12 protein-coding genes are annotated in these 16047 nt (G+C 42.5%); 3 read left to right on the plus strand and 9 right to left on the minus strand.

The window, feature by feature from the left end; all coding sequences use genetic code 11:
* Nucleotides 1-133: 133 nt before the first annotated feature.
* A complete protein-coding gene (locus I8752_RS22330; RefSeq protein ID WP_214434460.1) occupies nucleotides 134-1846 on the plus strand; it encodes a diflavin flavoprotein in 1713 nt (570 codons plus the stop codon).
* 123 nt (nucleotides 1847-1969) lie between these two features.
* On the opposite strand, the gene I8752_RS22335 is transcribed toward I8752_RS22330, so the two are convergent.
* Nucleotides 1970-3535: a TAXI family TRAP transporter solute-binding subunit gene (locus I8752_RS22335; protein WP_214434461.1), complete on the minus strand. Its 1566-nt coding sequence runs from the start codon at nucleotides 3533-3535 to the stop codon at nucleotides 1970-1972.
* 651 nt (nucleotides 3536-4186) lie between these two features.
* The gene (locus tag I8752_RS22345; RefSeq protein ID WP_214434463.1) at nucleotides 4187-5479 is read right to left on the minus strand and encodes a dicarboxylate/amino acid:cation symporter; all 1293 of its coding nucleotides are present in this window, start codon (nucleotides 5477-5479) and stop codon (nucleotides 4187-4189) included.
* 171 nt (nucleotides 5480-5650) lie between these two features.
* Here I8752_RS22345 and I8752_RS22350 point away from each other — a divergent pair, with 171 nt between their 5' ends.
* A complete protein-coding gene (locus I8752_RS22350; protein ID WP_214434464.1) occupies nucleotides 5651-8284 on the plus strand; it encodes a DNA polymerase III subunit alpha in 2634 nt (877 codons plus the stop codon).
* A 39-nt stretch (nucleotides 8285-8323) separates the two neighbouring features.
* Here I8752_RS22350 and I8752_RS22355 read toward each other — a convergent pair whose 3' ends face one another.
* The 6 genes from I8752_RS22355 to I8752_RS22380 all read right to left on the minus strand — a co-directional run bounded on the left by I8752_RS22355 (nucleotide 8324) and on the right by I8752_RS22380 (nucleotide 13170).
* Entirely contained in the window at nucleotides 8324-9112 is a 789-nt protein-coding gene (locus I8752_RS22355; protein WP_214434465.1) for an SDR family oxidoreductase, read from the minus strand.
* 120 nt (nucleotides 9113-9232) lie between these two features.
* A complete protein-coding gene (locus tag I8752_RS22360; protein ID WP_214434466.1) occupies nucleotides 9233-10054 on the minus strand; it encodes an NADPH-dependent oxidoreductase in 822 nt (273 codons plus the stop codon).
* A 41-nt stretch (nucleotides 10055-10095) separates the two neighbouring features.
* Nucleotides 10096-11217 (minus strand): sulfonate ABC transporter substrate-binding protein, encoded by a 1122-nt coding sequence (locus I8752_RS22365; protein ID WP_214434467.1) that lies wholly within the window; start codon nucleotides 11215-11217, stop codon nucleotides 10096-10098.
* Between the two features lie 281 nt (nucleotides 11218-11498).
* Nucleotides 11499-12260, minus strand: a complete 762-nt coding sequence (locus I8752_RS22370; RefSeq protein WP_214434468.1) for a class II aldolase/adducin family protein — start codon at nucleotides 12258-12260, stop codon at nucleotides 11499-11501.
* Nucleotides 12247-12912, minus strand: a complete 666-nt coding sequence (locus tag I8752_RS22375; protein WP_214434469.1) for a cysteine dioxygenase family protein — start codon at nucleotides 12910-12912, stop codon at nucleotides 12247-12249. Before I8752_RS22375 ends, I8752_RS22370 begins: the two co-directional genes overlap by 14 nt.
* A complete protein-coding gene (locus tag I8752_RS22380; protein ID WP_214434470.1) occupies nucleotides 12913-13170 on the minus strand; it encodes an RRXRR domain-containing protein in 258 nt (85 codons plus the stop codon).
* Nucleotides 13171-13638: 468 nt separating this feature from the next.
* Here I8752_RS22380 and I8752_RS22385 point away from each other — a divergent pair, with 468 nt between their 5' ends.
* The gene (locus I8752_RS22385; RefSeq protein WP_214434471.1) at nucleotides 13639-15324 is read left to right on the plus strand and encodes a M14 family metallopeptidase; all 1686 of its coding nucleotides are present in this window, start codon (nucleotides 13639-13641) and stop codon (nucleotides 15322-15324) included.
* 102 nt (nucleotides 15325-15426) lie between these two features.
* On the opposite strand, the gene I8752_RS22390 is transcribed toward I8752_RS22385, so the two are convergent.
* The coding region (locus I8752_RS22390; RefSeq protein ID WP_404827113.1) for a WD40 repeat domain-containing protein at nucleotides 15427-16047 on the minus strand (621 nt) is incomplete at its 5' end.

The raw sequence follows: 16047 nt of genomic DNA on the forward strand, positions 1-16047 counted from the left end.
CGTCCCCGCGTCCCCGCGTCCCCGCGTCCTCTTTACCCCACACCCTCCCGTGACTGGTTTTATTCAATCCATTAAAAACTGGGCAAAATCTACCCGGTTTTTCCATTTTTTCTCCACACTTAAACTAAAATCCATGAGCGATTCCAAACCCCGTGACGTACAAGTTCTCCCCATTGCTACAAACACTAAAATTATCAGAGCGCGTAGTTGGTCACGTCTGCGGTTTGAAATTGAATATGCATTAGAAAGAGGTACTACCTCCAATTGCTATTTAATTGAAGGTGATAAAACCGCAATTATTGACCCACCTGCTGAAAGCTTCACCGAAATTTATTTAGAAGCTTTGCAGCAAACCTTGAACTTGAAAAAGTTAGATTATGTCATCTTGGGTCATTTCAGCCCCAACCGCGTACCAACCCTGAAGGCAGTTTTAGAACTAGCACCGCAGATTACTTTTGTTTGTTCTGTCCTTGGTGCTAGTAATTTACGCGCAGCTTTCCCAGATGACGCTTTAAATATTTTGGTGATGCGTGGGAAAGAAACTCTTGATTTAGGTAAGGGTCATGTTTTAAAATTCTTGCCTATTCCCAGTCCCCGCTGGCCGGAAGGACTTTGTACCTACGACCAGCAAACCCAAATTCTCTACACAGATAAGTTATTTGGAGCGCATATCTGTGGCGATGAAGTGTTTGATGACAACTGGGAAGCATTCAAGGAAGACCAGCGCTATTACTACAATTGTTTGATGGCTCCCCAAGCTCCCCATGTGGAAGCGGCTTTGGAGAAGATATCAGATTTGCAAGTGAGAATGTATGCTGTTGCTCACGGGCCTTTGGTACGTACCAGTTTAATCGAACTCACCAAAGCTTATGGAGAATGGAGCCGTTCTCAAAGAGATCGAGAAATTTCTGTTGCCCTACTTTATGCCTCAGCTTACGGAAATACAGCAACCTTAGCACAGGCGATCGCTCTCGGATTAACCAAGGGAGGAGTTGCAGTTCAATCAATCAACTGCGAATTTGCCACACCCGATGAAATCCAAGCAGCGGTAGAAAAATCAGACGGCTTTATCATCGGTTCTCCTACCATCGGCGGTCATGCACCTACCCCCATTCACACTGCTTTGGGTATCGTCCTGAAAGTTGGCGACAACAGTAAAATTGCAGGCGTTTTTGGTTCCTACGGCTGGAGTGGTGAAGCCTTTGACTTAATTGAAGGTAAACTTCGGGATGCTGGCTATCGGTTTGGGTTTGAAACGCTCAAAGTCAAGTTTAAACCCGATGATGTCACTCTCAAATTCTGTGAAGAAGTCGGCACAGACTTTGCTCAAGGATTGAAAAAAGCTAGAAAAGTCCGCGTACCCCAACAAGCCGCAACACCGACAGAACAAGCTGTGGGTCGGATTGTTGGTTCAGTTTGCGTGATTACAGCCAAGCAAGGAGAAGTTTCCACCGGGATGTTAGGCGCTTGGGTGTCTCAGGCTACCTTTAATCCACCTGGTTTAACAGTTGCGATCGCCAAAGACCGAGCCATAGAATCTTTGATGTATCCAGGTGGTAAATTTGCCTTGAACATTTTACCTGAAGGCAATCATGTAGATTACATGAAACATTTTCGCAAAAATTTTGCGCCTGGTGAAGACCGATTTGCCAACTTTGGTACTACAGTTGCCGACAATGGCTGCACAGTTCTTACCGACGCTCTAGCCTATGTTGAATGTTCGGTAAGTCAGCGTCTGGAATGTGGCGATCATTGGGTAGTATATGCAACCGTTGATAACGGTAAATTGATCCAACCTGATGCTTTGACTGCGATCAACCATCGGAAAACTGGCACTCATTATTAAAGAGCTAATGACCAAGTAAAGAAGGCAGGGGGATGAGGGAGATGAGGGAGATGAGGGAGACAGGGGAGACAAGGAAGTGAAATTCCCAATCCCCAATCCCCAGTCCCCAATCCCCAATCCCTACTACCCTTGGGAAGATTTTGGCATCAAGGTCATCACCGACATTAAAGTTAACTGCATCAGTTCTACATATGCCTCAATGTCAACTTGGTCGGACAACAGCATATCTCGATAATCTTGCTTGATCTGGCCCAGCTTTTGAAGAGCAACATCTGGGTCAGTTTGCAAGGTTGCTTGCCATTCATCTAGTAGCAATAGGGTGTCCATGACAAACTTTTTGCGCTGCCGTTCTAAAATTAAGCGGCACTCGTCAGCAAATATGTGCGTTTTGTGTTGCAGTTGTTCGTAAATTTCTGTTGTCACTGCTCCATCAATAAACCTCAACCGATGCTCTTGTCTTAAATCTTCAATTCCTTTCAATGCCTCTTGGGGATTTTCTGTTAACAAGTTTTTGAGTTCATTAATGCGGTTAACAGTTGTAGCCAGCAATTTTTGAGAACTTTGCTTGCGCCATTGTCCAATTAACAATCCCACGACACTAGTTGACACTAAAATAAATACCCCAGCTTGCAAGTCACTATTACTTTGCCAATAACGAATAAAAGCAGCACGCGGATCTCCCTCTTCAAATACTTTCTGGGCTGCTGGGTGAATATAAAATAATCCTTTTCGTAGCGATTCGCTGGCTTCTGTAGTCTGAAGTTCTGGATAAAACTGAGAGTAAGTTCGAGCAGTGGAAATAATAGACCAAGTAACCAATCCTACCTTGTTTTTATCCATGTCGGGACGAGTTACCAAAACTGTAGCCGTTGAAATAGTTGATATCTCTTGTTCTGGAATCGGTGGACGTGAGGTGTAAGTTCCCATTGGCAATGTTGCACTTTGGTAGGAACCAGGGTCAAGAATGGTTAAGTTATTGATTAAACTTTTTTGAATAGGGATAATTTTGAGATTGGGATCGTTGATAAATTGCTGCCGCAGTTTTTGACTGGCTCCTACACTGCCGACATAAGCGATCGCATCTATCTGTCGAGTATTCAATTTCTGAAATGCTCTCTCAAAATCAGCAGCATCCTCTTGAATTTGCAACTTATCTGCTTTAATCAGTTGACTGGTGGTAAACCGAATCCCGCTTCCTGGCGTACCAGTAGCTACGCGCTTTCCTTGAAGATCGGCAAAGACCTGCAACCCAGAGTCTTTGCGGGTAATCATCTGTAAATACTCGTTAGCTAAAATTGCTACTGCTTGGACTTTTCCCTGTCGCATTGCCTCACTAGCAACATCTAGCTGTACCAGAGCAAAATCTACTTTACGTTCTAGCAAGCGTTGCAAATTTTCGTAGGAACCCTGGGAGTCGAGATTGCTAACCTTTAATCCAACCGTTGTTTTAGTAGAGTTGCTAATTTGCTCGCCGACGCGATTGTAGAAGCCACCAGCCGTCCCACTGGAGAGAGTTACGCTATCAGGCTGAAAACTACAACTGCTGAGAATTGCTACTAGAGTGCTGCTTGCTAAACTGCGACAAATCAAAAAAATTCTTTGATGGCGATCGCATTTCAATAATGACACGCGATAACTAAGTAATTGCTTTGCCCAGATGCGTCGATCGGATTCGTACACTTTTCTCATACCAGCCCACACATGGCTGTTTTCTCCGTAACAATAACATTTTTCAAGTTACAGTTCGGCGGAATACTTTGAAATCTTTGATTTGCCCTGTATATTTACTTGAGATAGTTAGTAATTGGCAATAGAAACTAAGTAACTTCTCACAAATAAACTTAACAAATTAGCACTGAAATAAATAACGATACTTACGAATAAAGACGCTATTAATAGCGTCTCTACATTTATTTTTGCTGACCTCGTGAGGAACTTTTAGCTTGAAGCTTAGTCTAGCGATTGTGGCAGAAAAGTTAAAGTAAGATTCCGCAATTGCCACCAAGACAATTGAATAATTATCATGTCATCTTGAACTAGAAACTCAGTATCTGGCAGTTTTTACACAAAATGCCAACTACTTCTACAACGCTTTTATACGACTTGTTCCTCCTATGACCGCACAAAACAAAAACAATAAAATTAAATTTCCTATTTGGCAGTATCTCAACCAACCTTTGTTTAGCCGCGATTCTCAATTAGAATTGAATCCCCGTCGCTTTGCTCACAGTTGGCGAATTAAACTTCTAAAAAGGTGTTGGACTAGAGAATGTGATGCTAAGGGGCCTCAACAGTCTTAGATTTGTGAAAAACCGCCGCACTGAACTTAAAGTTTGTAGTTTAAGCCTCGTCTATAGAACGCGGCTTTTTGCCGTCTAATAATGCACTAACGGTCATATCTCCCATCACATTAATTGCAGTGCGGCAGCGGTCTAGAAACCAGTCTACAGTCACTAACAAAGCTATATATTGCGTAGGCAAACCAACGGAAGTAAACACCAAGGTCATCGTTACCAGTCCTGCCTCTGGGATACCAGCAGCACCCACCGAGGCAAAAATCGATGTGAGAATGACAATTAACTGCTGTCCTAGGTTCAGATGCAATCCCAGGACTTGGGAGATAAACAACGCAGACATTGCCTCGTAAAGGGCAGTACCATCATTGTTGAAATTAGAACCAACTAAGGCCCCCAAAGAAGCAGAAGATTCTCGTAAGCCGATTTTTTGTTGCAAAACTTCAAAAGTAATTGGCATTGTTGCTGTTGAGGAGCCAGTTGAGAAAGCTGTCAAAAAAGCATCTGTACCGCCGGCTAGGAATTTTAGTGGATTTACCCAAGAACCAAAATTGATTCTAGTCAGGTAATAGCAAGCTTGTAACACTAGAGCTAACAATACTGCTACCACAAATGCACCTAAAGATTTAAATGGCTCAAAGCCTTTTTCCGCAACGGTTCTAGCTACAATTCCAAAAACTGCCAGCGGCACTAAAGCAATTACCCATCCCAAAATGCGGATCACCGTCTCAAACAATATTGCAATCACATTCTCAATTGGCTGGTATCCTGATTTTCCTTGAGCAATTTGTTCTGATTTTAATCCCCGCAAGACAATGCCAAAGGAAAGGGCAATAACAATTAATTGGATGACATTATTATCAACCAGCGGCTTGAGGATTGCTTCCGGTACAGCATCTTTGAGTAGTTCCCAAGGATCGAGACCAGCTTTAGATGTTTGGGCAATTCCTGGAGCTGCCAAACGTCCCCAAGTCCCCGGACGTAAAACGTTGGCTACGAAAAGCCCAATCAGTATAGCTACAGTAGTATTGGTGAACAACAGTATTGCTAGCCGTCGTCCGGCTTTACCAGGGATATTTGTAGTCATGAATGTATGCAGCACTGCCACTAAAATCAGCGGCGTTGCTAAGGCGCGCAGAGCTTTCAGCACCAATTCTGAAGGAACTGCTAAGTTATCAATAAAGGCGGCGTTGCTGGGGTTGGGATTTCCTGCGCCAAGTGCAATTCCTAAACTGACTGCGAGTACTAAGGCGATAACTATTTGCAACGTGAGAGGGATGCGCTGCCACCAAGGGCTAGCTTTGGTTTCAGGCGAATGATTGCTCTCTGTTTGGCTCATTGCTAAATGCTGGGTAACTAAACTGATGTAACTATTGAAACATCACTTTCGGAAGTGAAAATTTCGCAAACGAGTTAATCTAAGATCCCATTGTTTAACAAAATACTGCTCAAACAAGTGTTCGTTAGGATTGTTCCCAGAGATATAGTTGGCTAGTGGTTGGAGATGCATATGTCCTTTGTGCCGTTACATATTCACAGTGACTACAGTTTGCTTGATGGGGCAAGCCAGCTGCCAGAGTTGGTCGATCGCGCGATCGCACTGGGAATCAAAGCGATCGCTCTTACAGATCATGGTGTCATGTATGGTGCTGTGGAATTGCTCAAAATCTGCCGCAGTAAAAATATTAAGCCAATTATTGGCAACGAAATGTATATCCTCAACGGCGCTCTGGAAAAACAAGAACGTCATCGCCCTAAATATCATCAAGTAGTTTTAGCTAAAAATACAAAAGGTTACAAAAATTTAGTTAAATTAACGACTATTTCTCACCTCACAGGCGTACAAGGCAAAGGTATTTTTTCTCGTCCTTGCATTAATAAAGAATTACTCAAAGAATATCATGAAGGCTTGATTGTCACTAGTGCTTGTTTGGGTGGAGAAATTCCTCAAGCAATTCTCAGCGGTAGACCAGATGCAGCTCGGAAAGTTGCTAAATGGTATAAAGATGTATTTGCTGATGATTTTTATCTAGAAATTCAAGACCACGGCTCGCAAGAAGACAGAATTGTTAACGTAGAAATTATTAAAATTGCACGGGAATTAGATATTAAATTTGTTGCAACTAATGATTCTCATTTTATTTCTTGCTTTGATGTTGATGCTCATGACGCTTTACTATGCATTCAAACTGGCAAATTAATTAGTGAAGATAAACGGATGCGTTATAGCGGCACAGAATATCTCAAATCTACTGAAGAGATGCAGCTACTATTTCGCGATCATTTGCCAGATGATGTCATTGCTGAAGCTATTGCTACCACAGAAGAAGTTGCAGATAAAGTCGAGCCTTACCATATTATGGGCGAGCCTCAGATTCCCACTCCTCCCATTCCTTCCGGTCACACTCCTGATACTTACGCAGAAGAAGTTGCTTGGCAAGGATTATTAGAAAGATTAAATCGCAAATCCCGCAACGAAGTCGATCCAATTTACAAAGAAAGATTGGAATACGAACTTAAAATGCTTCAGCAAATGGGGTTTTCTACATACTTTTTAGTTGTGTGGGACTACATCAAATTTGCTAGGGATAATAATATTCCCGTTGGCCCTGGTAGAGGTTCGGCCGCTGGTTCTTTGGTTGCCTATGCTATGCGAATTACCAACATCGACCCAGTACATCATGGATTACTCTTCGAGCGATTCTTGAACCCCGAACGAAAATCTATGCCTGATATTGACACAGATTTTTGCATTGAACAACGAGATAAAGTGATTGAGTATGTAACTGAAAAATACGGCAAAGATAGAGTTGCTCAAATTATTACCTTTAATCGTCTAACTTCCAAAGCTGTCTTAAAAGATGTCGCCAGGGTATTGAATATTCCCTACGGGGAAGCTGACAAAATGGCGAAATTAATTCCTGTGGTGCGGGGAAAACCCACCAAACTCAAAGTAATGATTTCTGATGCAACTCCAGAACCAGAATTTAAAGATAAATATGAAAATAACCCCCATGTTCGCCATTGGATTGATATGGCAATGCGAATTGAGGGTACTAACAAAACTTTTGGCGTTCATGCAGCGGGTGTAGTGATTTCTGCCGAACCACTAGATGAAATTGTACCGCTACAAAGAAATAATGATGGCTCTGTGATTACCCAGTATTTCATGGAAGACTTGGAATCAATGGGCTTATTAAAAATGGATTTTCTGGGTTTGCGGAACTTGACACTAATTCAAAAGACAATTGATTTAGTCGAACAAACTAAAGGTTATCGTATCGATCCAGATGAAATTACACGTCAAGAAAGAAAAGCTCAGAAAATATTAGCTAAAGGCGAACATAGCACCTTGCCAAAAGATGTACAAAAGTCTTATGAATTGTTAGAAGCTGGAGAGTTAGAAGGGATTTTTCAATTAGAGTCATCGGGTATGCGTCAGATCGTGCGAGATTTGAAGCCTTCTAACATAGAAGATATTTCTTCAATCTTGGCACTTTATCGACCTGGGCCATTAGATGCGGGACTAATTCCTAAATTTATTAACCGCAAGCATGGAAAAGAGGAAATAAAATATGATACTGCTATTCTAGAGCCGATTTTGAATGAAACCTATGGAATTATGGTCTATCAAGAGCAAATTATGAAAATTGCTCAAGATATGGCTGGCTATTCTCTAGGACAAGCTGATTTGTTGCGTCGTGCAATGGGTAAAAAGAAAGTTTCCGAAATGCAAAAGCAGCAAGAAAAATTTGTAGACGGCGCGGCGAAAAATGGGGTAAAAAAACAAATAGCTGAAGAATTATTCGCTCAAATGCTGAAGTTTGCCGAATACTGCTTAAGCTATGATACAGAAGTTTTGACAGTAGAATATGGCTTGATTCCTATAGGCGAAATTGTAGAAAAAGGTATTGAATGTAATGTGTTCAGTGTTGATAGTAATGGCAATGTATACGCGCAACCTGTGGCACAGTGGCATAATCGCGGAGAACAAGAAGTTTTTGAGTATTCTTTAGAAGACGGTTCAATTATAAGAGCCACAAAAGACCATAAATTTATGACTACTGATGGACAAATGCTGCCAATTGATGAAATCTTTGAGCGGGGATTGGATTTGATGCAAGTTAAAGGATTACCAAAGTAAGCATGAAATCAGTTTGCCTGCATCAATTAACAATGCTACTCAAAATGTACCTTGGCTGAATCCACCATCTACTTGTAGCATCACTCCATTCACAAATGAGGCGGCTGGCGAACAGAGAAATACAGCAACATTGGCAAATTCTTCTGGAGTTCCCATACGACCTAAAGGAACAGCTGCATTAATGCTGGCGATTTCTGCTGCTTTTGTCTGACCGCTTTTAGCTATCCTGGCAGTTATCAATTCTTCCACTCGTTCTGTATACGTCCATCCTGGCAAGATGCTGTTGACTCGAATTTTATCGCTACCTAATTCCTGACTGAGGGTTTTCGTTAAACCAATCACTGCTAGTCGAATTGAATTAGACAATACTAAATTTTTAACTGGTTGTTTGGTTGAAGTTGAGGTAATTGTTAATATTGCAGGCGCTGGAGATTGCCGTAAGTGAGGTAAAGCATACTGAATTAAGCGAACTGTACTCAGCAAGTTTAAATTAACTGCGGCTTCCCACGCTGCTAAATCGGTGTCATCAAAAGTGCCAGCAGGCGGGCCGCCTGCATTGGTGACGAGGATATCTAACCTGCCGAATTTCTCCACAGTGGCATCGATCGCTTGTTCAATATCTGCTTGTTGGGTGACATTTGCACGTACTGCTAACACTTCTGTGCCAGTTTCGCTTTCAATTTCCGCAGCGGCTTTATCAATTATTTCACTGCGGGCACAAATCGCAACTTTTGCACCTTCACGGGCAAATTGCTGTGCTGTAGCTTTGCCTAAACCTTTACTAGCAGCTGTTACTAAGACTACTTTGCCACTGAGTTGCAAATCCATAATTTTTCTTCCTAGTGCTGTCCCATTAATTTTGCTAGCTTTAAAATCCTCCCTTGTCCCCGTATCCCCGCGTCCCCATATCAGCTCTAACCATTCACAACTAATGGGACAGACTACTAGTTAACGCAACTGAAAGCCAAGGTTGTTGAGGGCTTCGCGCAAGCGATCGCGTCCTCTCAATGACTCTACTGTTGCAATCCTTTGGGCTGAGTGTTCTGACCAATCGCCAGCAATGTCCATCTTTTGTTCTATGTAGAAGTCTTTGATGATGTCATTGTAATGGGCGATCGCTTCTTCTTGGTCTGCCAATTTATAAGTTTCCCGATGTACTATGGCTGACTGAGGTAAACGCGGCTTAACTGCGGTTGCCACTTCCGGATTGGGATAACCCACACACAAGCCAAACACAGCATATACAGAGTTAGGCAAATTGATGACTCTTGCTACTTCTTCTGGTTTGTTGCGAATGCCGCCAATGTATACTGTGCCCAACCCTAGGGACTCAGCTGCTACCGCTGCGTTTTGCGCCGCCAAACTTGCATCGACTGTGGACATGACAAACATTTCTAAGTATTTTAGAGCGTCATGAGAAATACCACGACTATCAGCAACGCGAGCGATGCGAGCTAAATCTGCTAACCAAACTAAGAATAGCGGAGCTTGTCGGATATGTGCTTGATTGCCCGCTAGCTTTGATAACTCTTCTTTACGCTCTTGATTTTCTACGGCTACCACACTCCAGGTTTGCAGATTTGAGGAAGTAGAGGCAGATTGAGCCGCTGCAACTATTAATTCCAAAGTTCCTGGTGGTAAAGGGTCAGTTAAATAAGCTCGAATTGAGCGGTGAGATAACAGTGTTGTGACAGATTCATTCCAGTTAATTTCAGAATTAAAAGGAATTTCACCGTAGCGCGATCGCAGTAGTTCTGTTGGATTGGTCATAATCAATATCAAGTCTGAAGAAAAATAGGGAAAAATTAACTTTAAATCTTGGGTGAAAACGCCGCGTATTCTTCTTTTGTCAGTATTGCTGATTTGACATTCACTTGCTTGGGTATCAATTTTAATTGATAGTATGTATCAGCAACTTGTTGTTGTAAACTTATCAGATTATCATCTATTGGCACAATCCCAAAAGTTCGCCTATTAGTTACTTTTCTCATTGTTTCTATGTCAATTCCTAACACAGGTGCTAGAGTTTGTGCTACTTCTTCACGATGTTGTTTAGACCATTCTTCTAGTTTTTGAATCTCCTCTAGTGTTGCCTTGACAATTTGAGGATTTTCTGTAACGAATTTGCGATCTGCTAAATAATAGCCACCCTGTTTATTAATGCCTGTGCCATCAATAAGAACCCGCGCTTTAGTTGCTTCTTGCGCTGCTGCATAAAATGGGTCCCAAATTACCCAAGCATCTACACTACCTTTAACAAAGGCAGCGCGGGCATCAGGTGGTGGCAAATATATAGGCTCAATCTCAGTATATTTCAAGCCAGCTTTTTCTAAAGCTTGGACTAACAGTAAATGAGCGCTAGAGCCTTTTTGAAAAGCAATTTTTTTACCTTTGAGGTCAGTTAGCTTTTGAATTGATGAGTTTTGCGGAACCAGAATCGCCGAGCCAGCAGGACTAGCAGCAATTCCCGCAATGTAAGTGAGTGACGCTCCTGCTGCTTGGGCAAATATTGGTGGTGATTCTCCTACGTGTCCAAGGTCGATACTACCCACGTTCATTGCTTCTAAAAGTTGCGGCCCTGCTGGAAATTCAATCCATTTTACAGATACACCCTCTGGTGATAAACGCTTTTCTAATACTCCTTTGGTTTTTAAGAGAATATTCGATTTCTGATAGCCAAATCGTAGTACAGTCGCTTTGCTAGGAGTAGAGTTATTAACAGATGTCGCACTGGGATTGGATGAATTAACAGATGATGGTGCAGAACAAGCGGCAAATAACAAGCTTAAACAAAGACCTGTAAGAAAAGCTCCCGTTACTGTTAAACGCGCATCAAATAAAAGAAATTTCTGTTGCTTGCTAAATGTTGAATTGCCAAATTTTATGAATGAGATCCATTTCGCAATTAAGCGACGGACTATTAGTCTAATCATCAGCATGATTTCTCCAAATTTCATTAAATACTATAAATCTATAGTGTTACCGTAGTATATAAATATATGTCAGGAAAATTTGATATAAAAACAGTAGATATTAAGGGTATCTAATAATATCCAATCTAGGTAAAGTATTGTAAACAGTTGCTATCCAGCGCCGTTTTATATGTATAGCCTAGCCACACCCTTTAGGACAGTTGTGATTGCTCAAAGCCTTAAAGTAACTAGGTTTTTACTCAGCACTTTGCTATATTTGCGAGAATGCTAAAAATACAACTTTATTCAAGTAAATCTGGTTGTTCGCGGACAATCCTTTCATAGAGTGGCTGAAAGCTGAACCACCCACTTGAGTGCGATCCCACTTGAGTTTGTGCTAAACGAGCTGTTTCGTGATTGATGATACGGGGTCTACCCGCAGCTTCTGCCAACAGTTGCGCTTGGCACGATCGCTCTAAAGTAATGTACCAAAAGGCCGCTTCATCCACTGTATGTCCCACGGTCAAAATGCCGTGATTTTGCAAGATCATAGCCTTTTTGTTACCCAAAATTTCCGCCAGTCGTTTGCCTTCTGAGGTATCTAATACAACACCTGTATAATCGTTAAATAATGCATGGTCTTCGTAGAACGAGCAACAATCTTGATTTAACGGGTCTAACAGACGACCCAAGCTAGACCAAGCTTTACCGTATATTGAATGAGCATGTGCCGCCGCGATCACATCGGGTCTAGCCTCGTGCAGCTGGGAATGGATGACAAAAGCGGCTTGATTTACAGAAGCATCGCCTTTAACGACATCGCCTTCTTTATTAACTAATATTAAGTCAGAGACGCGAATATGACCAAAGTACATTCCAAATGGATTCACCCAAAAATGGTCTGTAAATTGCGGATCGCGAGCTGTAATATGTCCTGCAATTCCTTCGCTGAATCCAAACCGGCCGAACAGGCGAAATGCTGCTGCCAGGCGTTGCTTGCGGTGCAAGCGTTCGTCTTCAACTCGCTCGAAGATGGGGGGTTGCGGTCTTTCATACTTGGGCATGTTCTTTTTCCTGCTCTTGACAAGGAGCGTTGGAATATCCAGAACGAAACGATTTAACGCTATGAGATTCTGGGATAAACTGATGGCGTAAGATGCAGCCAGTATCGTTACCTAAAATATGGATAGATACAGATGCAGTCTCGGATGTGGTTTTGACAGCGTGAATATCACCATCTGGGGGTAACAGGCGGTAGATATCACCTGGTTGCAGCGATCGCACTTCAACTACTTCTAATTTTGCATGTCCCTCACAATTACCGCTATCTACACGGCGATAGACTGTTTCTTGTTGGTTGCCTTTGTATAAACCAATTAATCCCCAAGCTAGATGGTCGTGCACAGGAGTTGTTGAACCAGGAGGAATTACTAAACTGAAGACTGTAAGAGAACGGTCTTGAGCGCGATAAAGTAGCCATTGACCTATACCACCGCCCATCTTGCTTTCAGGATTTACTTGCAGGAATTTTTCATCTAGCCACTCTTGCTGGCCAAGTAATTCTTGAAAATATGGTTCTAATCTAGCTAGAGTCTGCGTGCGGTTTTCACTAGTGCTGGCACTAATTTCTCGAACTGTCGCCACAAAAGAACGTAGTTTTTGACTCTCAATAAACCATTGGTCTTCTGGCAGTGGTTCTAGGATGTTGTGTGTCATCTATATTCCTCTACCTCGCTTCGGGAACTGACTCAAATCGATCTCAAGTTTTTTGCCCTTTGTGACAACAGCACTAGAAGTTACCTTCAAGCCTAGTTGCTCAATCGTTAGCTGGGAAAAAGCTTCCTTCAAAATAATCGTGAAAGGATATCTCTGGAATACGGCAGCTTTATTTTGTGATAATAGCATCCTGGCATGGCTGATACGTACTGGGTATAAGGGTTGTTTATTAACATCAAGAACGAATACTTTAGTCATGTGTGAGAAAAAGGGTGTAAGGGAGAATGGCAGAAAAAAAGCTAGGGGAGAAAAGAGGATAATTTGGTTTTTTCAAGTACTTCATTATTCAAAGAGCGTGAAGTACACAAGTTAAGTCTCAAAACTATATACCAAGCATGTTTTACCTCGTAGATTTCGCTTTATTAAGCAATTTGTTGTCAGCGCATATTTAGAAAGGATGAGAGCCTAGAGATAAACTCCAGTACTCTCGTCTTAGCGGCTCATTTAGCTGTGATTTAGTTGCTGTAAAAAACGGTAATTCGGTCGGATAACCGTAGATACAAGCAAAAATTATCATAGAAAAATTTAAAAATCAAGTCAATTTAACTAGCAAATCCTAGTTTACCGATGACTTTTTCAACTAGTCGCGGCGAGAGTGCAATGAAGCGCGATCGGTTGATAGTGGTATGGTAGATGATATTTAATCGCTGCATCAAAGAGTTTGTTATGCCAGATGTTCGATTTGATAAATATTATCGTTACGAAGAACTGACACAGATTTTGCATGATTATGCTAAGGAATTTCCCCATTTAGTGCGTATAGAAAGTATCGGCAAAAGTTATGAAAGTCGAGATATCTGGCTGTTGACAGTTACCAACTTTGCCCTTGATGCCGATAGAGAAAAACCAGCCCTCTGGGTTGATGGCAACATCCACGCCACGGAACTTGCAGCATCGAGTGTCTGTCTCTACCTTCTGCAAACATTAGTCACAGCTTACGGCACTCACCCAGACATCACCCGTTGTTTAGACACCCGCACTTTTTACATTTGTCCTCGCGTCAACCCAGATGGTGCTGAGTTGGCACTTGCAGAAAAACCAAAATTTATTCGTTCTAGCACCCGTCCCTATCCCGATGAAGAGGAACGCAAGGATGGGTTAATCATGGAAGATATCGATGGTGATGGTCGGATTTTATTAATGCGAATTCCTGATGACAATGGTGCGTGGAAAATTTGCCCCAGCGAACCGCGTCTGTTGGTGCGCCGCGAACCGACAGAAACAGGCGGTCAATATTATCGCTTACTGCCAGAAGGAAGGATAGAAAATTATGACGGCGTTGAGATTAAAATCCAACGTTCCAAAGAAGGGCTAGATTTGAACCGGAATTTTCCCTTTTTATGGCGGCAAGAATTAGAGCAACCAGGAGCCGGCCCTTATCCAGCATCTGAAACAGAAGTGCGATCGCTTGTCCAATTTGTTACGAATCATACCAATATTACAGGGGCGATTACTTTTCATACCTTTGGTGGCGTTTTCATCCGCCCTTATACCCACCTCAGCGATGACGGATTCCCTGTAAAAGACCTCCGGACTTACCAGCACATTGGTAAAAAAGGCACTGAAATTACTGAATATCCAGCCATCTCTGCATTTCATGATTTTCGTTATGACCCCAAAGACATAATCACAGGTACATTCGACGATTGGGCTTACGAACACCAAGGTATATTTGCCTGGACAGTAGAAGTTTGGAGTCCTCAGCGCCAATCTGGAATTACTGATTATAAATTTATTGAATGGTATCAGGAACACCCTTTAGAAGATGACCTGAAGCTATTGCGCTGGAACGACGAACAACTCGCAGGTCAGGGCTACATAGACTGGTATCCCTTCGACCATCCCCAACTCGGTCGGGTGGAATTGGGCGGTTGGAATACTATGTATGCCTGGACAAATCCACCTCCTGAGTTTTTAGAAAAAGAGATTGCCCGTTTTCCTGAGTGGTTAGTGTGGCATCTATTAATCTCCCCTCGCTTGGAGATTTATGAAGCCAGCGTTCAGAAGCTAGGTAATGATATGTATCGGGTGCGGTTGGTTGTACAAAACACAGGTTGGTTACCCAGTTACATTACTCAAAAAGCCTTAGATAAAAAGTTGGTGCGAGGCTGTATCTGTGAAATTGAACTGCCTGCTGATGCAACTTTAGAAATAGGTAAACCTCTAGAAGAGTTGGGCGAACTAGAAGGACGCGCCTATAAACCTTCAGCTCCTATAAGGAGGTTAAGCGACCCCACCCAAGACCGCGCAAAGGCGGAATGGGTTATACGTGCGCCTCTTGGTAGTACGGTCAAGCTGCTAGCCCGTCACGAACGTGCGGGAGTTGTCCGCACTGAGTTGACATTAGAGTGATATTAGCAACTCATACCAATTCGTAATTCGTAATATTGGTCGTTGCTGATTGCGGTCTGAATTAAGCAGATATAAGAATAGTTGAACAAGACGCAAGCCGAGTTATTGGTTCTCTGTGGGTACTGATTGCCAAGCAAGGCGGTCTTTCCAGTGCGATGTGAAATTAACTTGAACTGCTTGCTTAAAGTCCTCCAAAGCTGCTGAAAACGCTTTCTCTTTTTGCTTACCTTGGTTGTTCAACTGTTTAGGGCATTGTGGATTCCATACATATTTTTGACAAGTTTGGTGGGCAATTTCTACATCACTGCCATTTTCAGGATTTTGAAAGACGGGATGATAATGTAACCTATTGCAGCAAACTTGCAACCACTCTTGCCACCCACAGCGCCACAAGCGGACTGTTCCATCAAGACTACCACTGGCAATCAGTTTACCATCAGGGCTAAAAGCTGCGGAATTTACCCAATACTCATGTCCGCGCCAAGGTTGACCAATGGGGTTGCCGTGAATATCCCACAAGCGCACTGTCAAATCATTACTAGCACTGACAATCCAATTGCCATCAGGGCTAAAAGCGACAGAATTCACTTCTTTTTCATGTCCGCGCCAAGGTTGGGTGATAGGATTGCCGTCAATATCCCACAAGCGTACTGTAGAATCATTGCTGCCACTGACAATCCAATTGCCATCAGGGCTAAAAGCGACAGAATTCACTTCTTTTTC

This window comes from Dendronalium phyllosphericum CENA369, from assembly GCF_016056275.1.
GTDB lineage: Bacteria > Cyanobacteriota > Cyanobacteriia > Cyanobacteriales > Nostocaceae > Dendronalium > Dendronalium phyllosphericum.

What these genes read in the sequence shown, in the direction of transcription:
- I8752_RS22330 (WP_214434460.1), top strand. Translation starts at nt 134, where the DNA reads ATGAGCGATTCCAAACCCCGTGACGTACAAGTTCTCCCCATTGCTACA.
- I8752_RS22335 (WP_214434461.1), bottom strand. Translation starts at nt 3,535, where the DNA reads ATGAGAAAAGTGTACGAATCCGATCGACGCATCTGGGCAAAGCAATTA.
- I8752_RS22345 (WP_214434463.1), bottom strand. Translation starts at nt 5,479, where the DNA reads ATGAGCCAAACAGAGAGCAATCATTCGCCTGAAACCAAAGCTAGCCCT.
- I8752_RS22350 (WP_214434464.1), top strand. Translation starts at nt 5,651, where the DNA reads ATGTCCTTTGTGCCGTTACATATTCACAGTGACTACAGTTTGCTTGAT.
- I8752_RS22355 (WP_214434465.1), bottom strand. Translation starts at nt 9,112, where the DNA reads ATGGATTTGCAACTCAGTGGCAAAGTAGTCTTAGTAACAGCTGCTAGT.
- I8752_RS22360 (WP_214434466.1), bottom strand. Translation starts at nt 10,054, where the DNA reads ATGACCAATCCAACAGAACTACTGCGATCGCGCTACGGTGAAATTCCT.
- I8752_RS22365 (WP_214434467.1), bottom strand. Translation starts at nt 11,217, where the DNA reads ATGATTAGACTAATAGTCCGTCGCTTAATTGCGAAATGGATCTCATTC.
- I8752_RS22370 (WP_214434468.1), bottom strand. Translation starts at nt 12,260, where the DNA reads ATGCCCAAGTATGAAAGACCGCAACCCCCCATCTTCGAGCGAGTTGAA.
- I8752_RS22375 (WP_214434469.1), bottom strand. Translation starts at nt 12,912, where the DNA reads ATGACACACAACATCCTAGAACCACTGCCAGAAGACCAATGGTTTATT.
- I8752_RS22380 (WP_214434470.1), bottom strand. Translation starts at nt 13,170, where the DNA reads ATGACTAAAGTATTCGTTCTTGATGTTAATAAACAACCCTTATACCCA.
- I8752_RS22385 (WP_214434471.1), top strand. Translation starts at nt 13,639, where the DNA reads ATGCCAGATGTTCGATTTGATAAATATTATCGTTACGAAGAACTGACA.